The 9,614-nt window shown below is 52.7% G+C and carries 8 protein-coding genes; all 8 read left to right on the top strand.

The features are described 5' to 3' along the window. Nucleotides 1-52: 52 nt before the first annotated feature. The 8 genes from ACO6BQ_RS04660 to pcrA all read left to right on the top strand — a co-directional run bounded on the left by ACO6BQ_RS04660 (nucleotide 53) and on the right by pcrA (nucleotide 9,607). Nucleotides 53-631, top strand: coding sequence for a hypothetical protein (locus ACO6BQ_RS04660; RefSeq protein WP_489119754.1), 579 nt, complete (start codon nucleotides 53-55; stop codon nucleotides 629-631). 10 nt (nucleotides 632-641) lie between these two features. Then, complete coding sequence (gene ylqF, locus ACO6BQ_RS04655) at nucleotides 642-1,541, top strand: ribosome biogenesis GTPase YlqF (RefSeq protein WP_489119753.1); 900 nt, start codon at nucleotides 642-644, stop codon at nucleotides 1,539-1,541. 5 nt (nucleotides 1,542-1,546) lie between these two features. Further along, complete coding sequence (rnhB, locus tag ACO6BQ_RS04650) at nucleotides 1,547-2,311, top strand: ribonuclease HII (protein ID WP_489119752.1); 765 nt, start codon at nucleotides 1,547-1,549, stop codon at nucleotides 2,309-2,311. Between the two features lie 26 nt (nucleotides 2,312-2,337). Beyond that, nucleotides 2,338-4,731, top strand: a complete 2,394-nt coding sequence (locus ACO6BQ_RS04645; RefSeq protein ID WP_489119755.1) for a hypothetical protein — start codon at nucleotides 2,338-2,340, stop codon at nucleotides 4,729-4,731. A gap of 91 nt (nucleotides 4,732-4,822) precedes the next feature. Next, nucleotides 4,823-5,149, top strand: coding sequence for an EscU/YscU/HrcU family type III secretion system export apparatus switch protein (locus tag ACO6BQ_RS04640; RefSeq protein WP_489119751.1), 327 nt, complete (start codon nucleotides 4,823-4,825; stop codon nucleotides 5,147-5,149). Beyond that, nucleotides 5,146-5,502: a YraN family protein gene (locus tag ACO6BQ_RS04635; RefSeq protein WP_489119750.1), complete on the top strand. Its 357-nt coding sequence runs from the start codon at nucleotides 5,146-5,148 to the stop codon at nucleotides 5,500-5,502. Before ACO6BQ_RS04640 ends, ACO6BQ_RS04635 begins: the two co-directional genes overlap by 4 nt. Nucleotides 5,503-5,640: 138 nt before the next feature. Next, nucleotides 5,641-7,287: a putative manganese-dependent inorganic diphosphatase gene (locus ACO6BQ_RS04630; RefSeq protein WP_489119749.1), complete on the top strand. Its 1,647-nt coding sequence runs from the start codon at nucleotides 5,641-5,643 to the stop codon at nucleotides 7,285-7,287. A gap of 79 nt (nucleotides 7,288-7,366) precedes the next feature. Further along, a complete protein-coding gene (gene pcrA, locus ACO6BQ_RS04625; RefSeq protein WP_489119748.1) occupies nucleotides 7,367-9,607 on the top strand; it encodes a DNA helicase PcrA in 2,241 nt (746 codons plus the stop codon). Nucleotides 9,608-9,614: the final 7 nt, after the last annotated feature.

Genomic DNA, 9,614 nt, shown 5'->3' with positions numbered 1-9,614 from the left:
TTTCGTAACAGTTTTGTGCCTTGAAGCGTAGCGGAAAGGAATGGTCATAATCATGGATACATTTCGACCAAGATATCAGATTCCATTCGACGACTATGAGCCTGCCCTTATTGAATGGGATGCAGATGAAGAGATCATTCATATACCTAATGATTTGCTTGAGGAGAGTATAGATTATGATGATCAAGATGACCAGCATCTACATCGCCGCGAGAATTTTGTAGATTACGATATTATCTTAGACCATCACATATTAAAGGGACAACACGGAAGCCTGTTGACAGCTGCAGCAGGGGGGCTTGCCTTTGGCACGGTTGGAGCGATTGCTGGGTATTGGATGGGAGCAAAGCCGGATAAAAAGCTGTGTTCACGTATGAGCTTAGTACTCTTCTTTACCGATGGAAAACGGGTAGAACGTATTGATCTTATTCAACCCACTGCTCCTGTAGAATATAACTCCTTTCAGTATGACCAAAAGTTTGATGATCTAAAAGAATGTATTTGTGCTTTAGAAGCATTTAAGCTGGCAAATTCCGGTAGAGAGGATGTATCACAGTCCGAAATAAATGATATAGCAGCAGATGTTATATACAAACTAAATAATCTCATCATGGGCGAATACGATACGTAGAAAGGTCATAATGGAAAACAACAACATTATTGACATCCCAAGTCTCCAGTGGTACCCGGGGCACATGCGGAAGGCGGAGCGGCTGGTAAAGGAGAATTTGAAACTTGTAGATGTAGTCGTCGAACTGTTGGATGCACGGATCCCGCTGAGTTCGGCGAATCCTGTACTGCGGGAGATTGTGGGTGGAAAGCCGCGCCTGATTGTGCTTAATAAATCAGATCTTGCGGATGAGACAGCGACGCGTACGTGGGTAAAATACTTTGCCGCCCAGGGGATTGCAGCAGTTCCGGTGGATGCAGTGAAGGGACGTGGCATCAAGGAACTCGTACAGGCGATCGCAAAATGTGCGAAACCGAAAACGGACAAGTTTGTTCAGCATGGGGCGAAGGCGCGGGCAGCACGCTGCATGATTCTCGGCATTCCAAATGTGGGGAAGTCCTCGCTCATCAATCGACTGTCGGGTGGATCAAAGACGAAAGTGGAGAACCGGCCCGGTGTCACACGCGCAAAACAGTGGATCCGCCTTGGTGCACAGCTGGAACTGCTCGATATGCCGGGGATACTCTGGCCGAAGTTTGAGGATCAGCAGGCAGCACTTCACCTTGCATTTACGGGGGCAATCAACGACAATGTCTACGATGTAGCAAGCGTTGTATTGTTGCTTCTCGATACGCTTCGCATAGCATATCCATCCGCTCTCATGGAACGCTATCGGTTGGAGGGGGAGCTCCCCACCGGCGTAGAGCTGCTTGAGGAGATCGGACGAAAGCGCGGGTGCCTGCGTGCGGGTGGTAAGATTGACTATGAAAAGGCTGAGCAGATTGTATTGACAGATTTCCGCAGTGGACGGCTTGGGCGCGTTACTCTGGACACGCTTCCGTTCACAGAGTTCGCAGAGGATGCGCGGTAAAGGAAATGACAAATTTGACGATAAAAGAAATAGAGAACATATTTCTTCATGGCAATGTGACAGAGGACTTGATGGACTCCTGTCGAAGAGATGCACGAAAAGCTGTGCAGCCCATTCTGCGCCGTTACGAACGTGCACAGCGGGAGCGGGAGCGTCTGAACGCGATGTTCGTATACGAACGAGCCGCCGCTGCGGCGGGGCACACGCTTGTTGCAGGTGTGGATGAGGCGGGGCGCGGCCCTCTTGCGGGTCCTGTGGCCGTTGCCGCTGTCATCTTGCCGCAAGAGGCTCACCTGCCCCGCATCAATGACTCTAAAAAGCTGTCTGCTGCCATGCGTGAGGAACTCTTTACACAAATTGTCGCTATTGCCATATCCTATCATGTTGCACTGATTGATGCGGAGATCATCGATCGCATGAACATTCTTCAGGCGACGAGGATGGGGATGTACGAGGCAATCGCAGCCCTCACGCCCGCCCCTGAGGAGGTTCTGATCGATGCCGTGGAGCTACCAAAACTCTCCATGCCTTCGCAGTCCATCATCAAGGGAGATGCAAAGTCAGCGTCGATTGCTGCGGCATCAATCTTGGCGAAGGTGACACGCGATCATTTGATGGAACAATACGATACAGAATATCCGCACTATGCCTTTGCAAAACACAAAGGCTATGGAACACAGGAGCATATCGACGCGATTCGTAAATACGGTGTCTGTCCTATTCACCGCAAATCCTTCGACCCGATCCGCTCCATGCTGAACAATATGTAACAGAAAAGGCTGTGAATACCGTGTCGATGGAAGCAAATACTACAACAGCATCTCCCGTCATTCCTGCTGCGTCTCAGATTTCGCAGGGGAAAACGACCGAGGCTGTTCAAAGTCGTGGAAATCAGGGAGATTCGTCCGCTGCATTCAGTCAGCGGACGAACGTCTCGATTGAAACTGCCATCGACCATATGGCAGATGTCCTATCGAAGATCAACGGACGCCAGCAGACGAATGTTCAGCAGATGCCGCAGGAGCTCAAGGAAGTTATCCAGAATATGATTCGTCAGTCCTTTTCCCTTGAGACAACCCTTGGTCAGGGGCTTGGAAGCACCGCTGCCAGTCAGCGGTTTTCGACCGATCAGCTGACAATGCTCTCGCGGATGCTCAATCAGCTGGGGACGATGGCGGAGACGGGCAGTATGCCGCAGGTGAGCGATGATCTTGCCGCCCTCCTCACGGGTCTGAAAACAGCACTTACCAAGGAGGCGGGTGGAACATTTGAGCCGATCATGCTGACAAAGGCGGCGTTTCAGCTGCTCGATACGGGGAATGCGGAACTTCTTCCAAAAGATTTGCAGACATTTCTCGTCCAATTGAACGCACAGGGATTTGCTTCCGCCTCCGGCAATGCGGGTGCGAACGCGCTGACATTCCTGAATCAGATGGTTCAGCTCCTGATGCCGCGTGGTACGGAAAATACAGCACAGCAAATGCCCCAACCTACAACGGTGCAGGGGAGCACAGCACAGCCTACATCGCAAAATCCAGCTGGAGGGCAGGAGATACGCACGTCTTCGACTGCGCCAAATACAACGACTGCTATGCCCAAAGAAACAACGCCTGAACAGCAAATGCCACACCCTACAGCGATGCAGGAGGGCACGGCAAAGTCTACACCGCAACATCCGGTCGGAGGGCAAGAGGCACGCACGTCTTCGCCTGCGCCGAATACATTGACTGCTATGCCCGAAGAAACAACGTCTGAACAACAAATGCCCCGCACACAGACACCTGCATTGACAACGGATGCAGGTGCAAAAGAGAGCACAACAGCGACACTTCGGCACCCAGCCGAAATGCCGCAGGAAAACACGGGAAAAGCCTCGCAGCCCTCTACACAAACGAACTCCTCTACGACGCAGAGTACACAGCCCGCTGCAAATGAGGCGGGAATCGCACAGAAAACTGCAGCCAGCGAAACATCTCAGGGGACAAATGCACCCGAACGCGGACAAACTCCTGCACCCTCCACAGGAAACACACAATCTCCGGCACAGAATGCGAAGGAGACGACAATTCCTCTGCCACGACAAGGCGAAGCACAAACTCTTGGGGAAAACAGACTTGCTCCTGATGCTGTCATACGAATGCCAACCAACACAGAGGCAGCAAAGTCGAATCTGCAGGGGGAAACTGCTGCACAAAGTTCACGACAGCAGGGGAAGCAGCAAATTGAAGAAAACAGACCTGCTCCCGAGATCGGCACAAAAACGCCAACCAACGCAGAGGCACAGAAACAGGCTGCGAATTCGAATCTGCAGATGAGAACCGCCACACAGTCTGTGCGTTCGCAGGGAGGACAGGCAGCAGAGCTGCCAACCACACTACATCCCCCTGCACAAAGTGCATCGCAAATGAAGTCGCCTGAGATGCAGAGTACGATTCCGCGATTCTTCACGCAGACGATGGAGAACACGCCGCAGACGATGAACGTCCTGCGTAATCTCGCACAGACGCTGCTGCAGAACGAGAATCTGAGTCCGAAAGAGACGCTGCTGCTGCAAAACTTTGTCCATGGACGCAGTCAAACACTGAGCGAGGGGGATGCAAAGCAGCTGCAGCAGCTCATCCAGCTGACGCAGCAGAACATCCCGGGCACGGTGCGTCAGGCGGCGTTCGAGCAGCAGATGACGGATCTTCCACGTCTCTGGGCATTTATGCAGATGGCAGATATCGTAAAGACACGAAAAATGACGGCGGAGCAGTACAAGCGTGCGGGCAGGGATGTCGCGGCTCTTGCGCTCACCATGCGCAATGCTCTTGAGGGCGAGAATGCGGCACCGCAGCCGGGGCAGCGCTCCATGAATTTTGTCATGCCGCTTTTTATGGGGGCATCCGAATATCCAGCCTACATCCATGTTTACGATGAGACAAAAAAAGACGAGGAGACGGATCTCATCAAAAAAGAAACGTGGTTGCGCATCTGTGTACTCACGGACAACATTGGAACAGTGGAGCTCATCAACCGTATCTACGATGGAAATCACGTCGATATGCGGCTCTACTTCTCCGATGCTGATGCCGCGTGGGAGTTCCGTCATTCACTCGACGAGATACGGGAGTCGGCAGACGGAACCTCACTCATCATTGAAGGCATCCAGATCGGAGCAATCGGCGAGCGTCGCTTCTTCACAAACTGATGATGCTGAAAATATCCGTTCTTTCTTGACGTGAAACGTACAGAAAACGTATAATACAGAAGTATGACTAGGGCACAAGGATGGGTGAGAGATGACGGAACAATGGGATAAGGACACTTCACCTGTCGAGGACGGGACGGCCGAGCAGGAGGCACGCGCCGTTGCGATCAAATACGATGTTCGGAACGACAAGGCACCACGTGTTACGGCGAAGGGACGCTCGCTCGTTGCCAACCGTATTTTGGCGGAGGCGCGCAAGAATGGCATTCCCGTCTATCAGAACAAGTCCCTCGTCAATATGCTGATGGCACTTGAGATTGATCGTGAGATTCCTCCCGAGCTCTATCGTACGATTGCAGAGGTGCTTGCGCATGTCTATCGGATCGACCGCCATGCGGGCGAACGGAGAATGTCATGAGCAGCAAGGCACTCGGAGATCGGGGAGAAGCGTATGCTGCGAACTATCTGCGGCAGAACGGCTATCGTATTCTCACACGCAATTATCGCACGAAGATCGGCGAGATCGATCTTATTGCGGAGGATCAAGACACGCTTGTCTTTATCGAGGTGAAAACGCGCAGCAGTGTACGCTACGGGATGCCTGCCGAAGCCGTGAATTATAAAAAGAGACAGAAGATCATACAGACGGCGTATTGGTATTTATGCGCACAGCACAGGGAAAACGCCATCTGTCGATTTGATGTGCTTGAAGTATATGCTGTCGGTGACCGTTGGAACGTACATCAGATCAAGAATGCGTTCGAGGTGTAGTACTTTTGATGTCGACGAATTCGTATGAAGCCGCCGGCATCTTTTTTATTTTTTCAAAAATTGAATCATATCCGCGAGTATGGTATAATGGAAATCAAAGTATGCGGCTTGTGGAAGCCGTAATAGGGAGGTATCATCTTGAACGTTGCAAAGCCGATCTATGTCATCGGGCATCGCAATCCGGACACAGACTCCATCTGTTCAGCAGTCGGATATGCGCATCTAAAACAGGCGATGGGCATCAATGCAGTTGCTGCACGCGCCGGAAAGGTAAATAAGGAAACGAAGTTTGCCTTGGAGTATTTCCATGTGGAACAGCCACTCCTCATTCCCGATCTCTATCCCCGTGTCAAGGACATTGCGATGGACTGCAAGATCGTCGTTCGTCAGCATGACACCCTGCGCAACCTCGGCGAGGTGCTGCGTGAAAACGATCTGCGTTCCATCCCCGTGACGGACAGCAAGGGGATTCTTGTCGGCATTGTTTCCGTCAGTGATCTGGCAAAACGCTATTTCCAAGAGCTCGGCATGACAAATCTCTCGGATATGCGCGTTCGCTATCGGGATATCATTCGAGCTACGGACAGCAATGTTCTCGTCGCAGGGGAAGAGAGCGAAACGATCAAGGGGCAGATCCGTATTGCTGCCGGCAGCGTGGAGACGATTCACAAGCTCATCAAGGAAAATGACATTGTCCTTGTTGGTGACCGTCGTACGGAGACGATTCTCGCCTGCATTCATCAGGGAATTGCCTGTCTGATTGTGACAGGCGACGGTCGCGTTCCTGCCGAAGCGTTAGAGGCAGCGGAGACGCGCGGTATCTTTGTGCTTTCAACGCCCTATGATACCTATACGGTGGCACGTCTTATCAATCAGTGTGTGCCGGTTCGGCGCATCATGCACGATAACCCGGTCTGTTTCAAGCCGCTTGATCTTCTTTCCGACATCAAGGGAACAATGGAGGAAACGAATTTCCGCAACTATCCCGTCCTCGAGAACGGACGCATCGTCGGACTTGTCAGCCGCGATCGTCTCGTTGTCTCGGAGCCGGCGCAGGTCATCCTCGTGGATCACAACGAGCGCAACCAAGCGGTCGAGGGGATTGAGGAAGCGAAGATCATCGAGATCATCGATCACCATCGCTTCGGCGGCATCAGCACGAGCGAGCCAATCTACACCCACGCTGAACCGGTCGGGTGCACCGCGACCATTGTCTCCAATATGCATTGGCAGAACGACATCGACATCCCTCCGTCGATTGCGGGGCTTTTGCTCTCCGCCATCATCTCGGATACCGTGCTCTTTAAGTCACCAACCTGCACGCCGAAGGATAAGAAGGCGGCCGAACGCCTTGCGGATATTGCAAATGTCGATCTCAATGCCTATGGACTTGAGATGCTCAAGGCGGGTTCCAGCATCGGCAATATGTCGCCGATGGAGATTGTCCGCAACGACCTCAAGGAGTTTACGATCGGAGCATATCGTGTTGTCGTCAGTCAGACCTCCGTCATGGATACGAAGGAGATCATGGAAAAAGAGGACGAGCTGCTTGCTGCGATGAAGACTATCTGTGACACGGAAGGATTCGATCTGAGTCTCGTCATGATTACAGACATCCTCGAGGAGGCGACCTATCTGCTCTTCACAGGATCGCCGCGTACACTGATCGGTGAGGCGTTCCGCAAGGATACGAGCGGGACGCATCTCTATCTGCCCGGCGTCATGTCGCGCAAGAAGCAGATCATCCCGCCGCTCTCGGAGGCGGTCAAACGCATCAAGACGTAAGGTGCATCGGATGTAATAACGGCAGGGGCGGAGTTTGCCATAGCGGCGGCCCCGCCTTTCTTCATTGGAAGGAGTTTTCATGGATTTGTTTCAGGGGCTGAACGAGCCGCAGCAGAGAGCCGTAGCCTGTCTTGAGGGACCTCTCCTCATTGTGGCGGGCGCAGGCTCCGGCAAGACACGCGTGCTGACCTTCCGCATTGCAAACCTCTTGGAGCATAATGTTCCACCGTACCGTATTCTTGCCATTACATTTACAAATAAAGCCGCACGCGAAATGCGTGACCGTGTCGACACGCTGATAGGTGAATCTGCGCATGATGTATGGCTGAGTACATTCCACTCCTTCTGTGCCCGATTCCTCCGCATGGAGATCGAACAACTCGGTACCTATGCAAAGAATTTCGTCATCTATGATGCTTCCGACAGCAAAAGTTTGATCCGCGAGTGCCTCAAGGAGCTGAATATTGACGAGAAACACACAGCTCCGGGGGCTGTGCAGTCGCATATCTCGGACGCAAAGAATCGTCTGCTCGATGTCAAGGCATTCACGGCACAGGCGACAGATTTCTTTGGCGAGCAGGTGGCGAAGATCTATGAGCTCTACCAGTCGAAACTGCGTGCAAACAACGCACTCGATTTCGATGACCTTTTGATGCTGACAGTGGAGCTGCTCTCAAACAATGAGGAGATCCGCGAAAAGTACCAGAAGAAATTTCAGTACATCCTCGTGGACGAATATCAGGACACGAACGGCGCACAATACGCGATCACGAAGCTGCTTGCCGCAGGACATCGCAACATCTGCGTCGTCGGTGACGCGGATCAGTCCATCTACGGCTGGCGCGGTGCGGATATGCGAAATATCCTGAACTTTGAGCGTGACTATCCCGAGGCGACCGTAATTCTGCTCGAACAAAACTACCGCTCAACGAAGAATATCCTTGCTGCGGCAAATGCCGTCATCGAAAACAATCTGACACGCAAGAAAAAAGCTCTCTGGACGGATAATCCCACGGGCGATCCAATCACAGTCTATGAAGGCGGTACGGAGAAGAACGAAGCCGCGTTCATCGTGCGTGAGGTGGAGCGCCTGCACACCATGTTCAATACAAAGTATGGCGATATCGCCGTACTCTATCGGACAAATGCGCAGTCCCGCAACATTGAGGAAGCCTTTTATGCAACGGGGATTCCATATGCCATGGTAGGCTCCGTACGCTTCTATGACCGCCGTGAGATCAAGGATATCATTGCGTATCTGCGCGTAATCTATAACCCACGGGACACACTGAGTCTCCTACGCATCATCAATGTGCCCAAACGCGGGCTCGGGCAGACCACGCTTGGACGTATGATGGAGAAAGCGGCAGAATATCGCCTTTCCCTCTTTGAGCTCATTACAGATATGCAGCTGCTTGACACGATTCCAAAGCTGTCGGCAAAGGTGAAATTTGAACTTGAGGATTTTTCCGCACTTGTATTTACATACATGGGACAGCTGGGAACGCGACCACTGCACGAAATTGTCGAGGATATCATTGAGGAGTCCGGCTATGCCGCAGCTCTTGAGGACGATCCGAAGGAGGACAATCGCGACCGCCTTGAGAATCTGCGCGAGTTTATCAGCGTAGCAAAGAACTTCGAGGACGGTGCAGAGGAAGGGCAGAACGGACTGGAGGACTTCCTCGCCCAGATTTCACTCATCTCCGATGTGGATGAGACGGAGCAGTCCGAGGGAAATGTGACCCTCATGACCTTCCATGCGGCAAAGGGATTGGAGTTCCCGACCGTATTCATGGCGGGCATGGAGGAAGGGCTGTTTCCACATTCGCGTACGCTGCTCGACGATACGGAGATCGAGGAGGAGCGGCGCACCTGCTATGTGGGGATCACACGCGCCGAACGACGGCTCTATCTGACCTATGCACGTCAGCGCACGATCTACGGACGAACGGAGATGTCACGTCCATCACGCTTCCTTGCCGAGATCCCGGAGGAGCTGCTCGAACGTAAGATGGCAGATGTCTATGCGGAAGCAGGTGTACGAGGGCGTGCCGATGTCTGGGGGCGTGGATCCTCGGGGGGACGACGCTCCTATCTGCCGCCGCCACCGCAGCATACAGCAGAGGACGGAAGCGTCATCCGCCCCGACACCGCAGCCAAGTTCACGGCGGGGGATGCCGTGCGTCATAGCAAGTGGGGGGACGGACGTATCGTTGCCATCAGCGGTGAGGGAGAAGATGCAGAGCTCACTATCGCGTTCCCAGGAGAAGGAATCAAGAAGTTTGTGCAGAAATATGCACCGATTTTGAAGCTATGAGGGAAAT

The sequence above is a fragment of the Centipeda sp. (in: firmicutes) genome (genome assembly GCF_057271695.1).
Note: the sequence above shows the minus strand (reverse complement) of the source record. Positions and strands in the feature narration are given on the sequence as shown.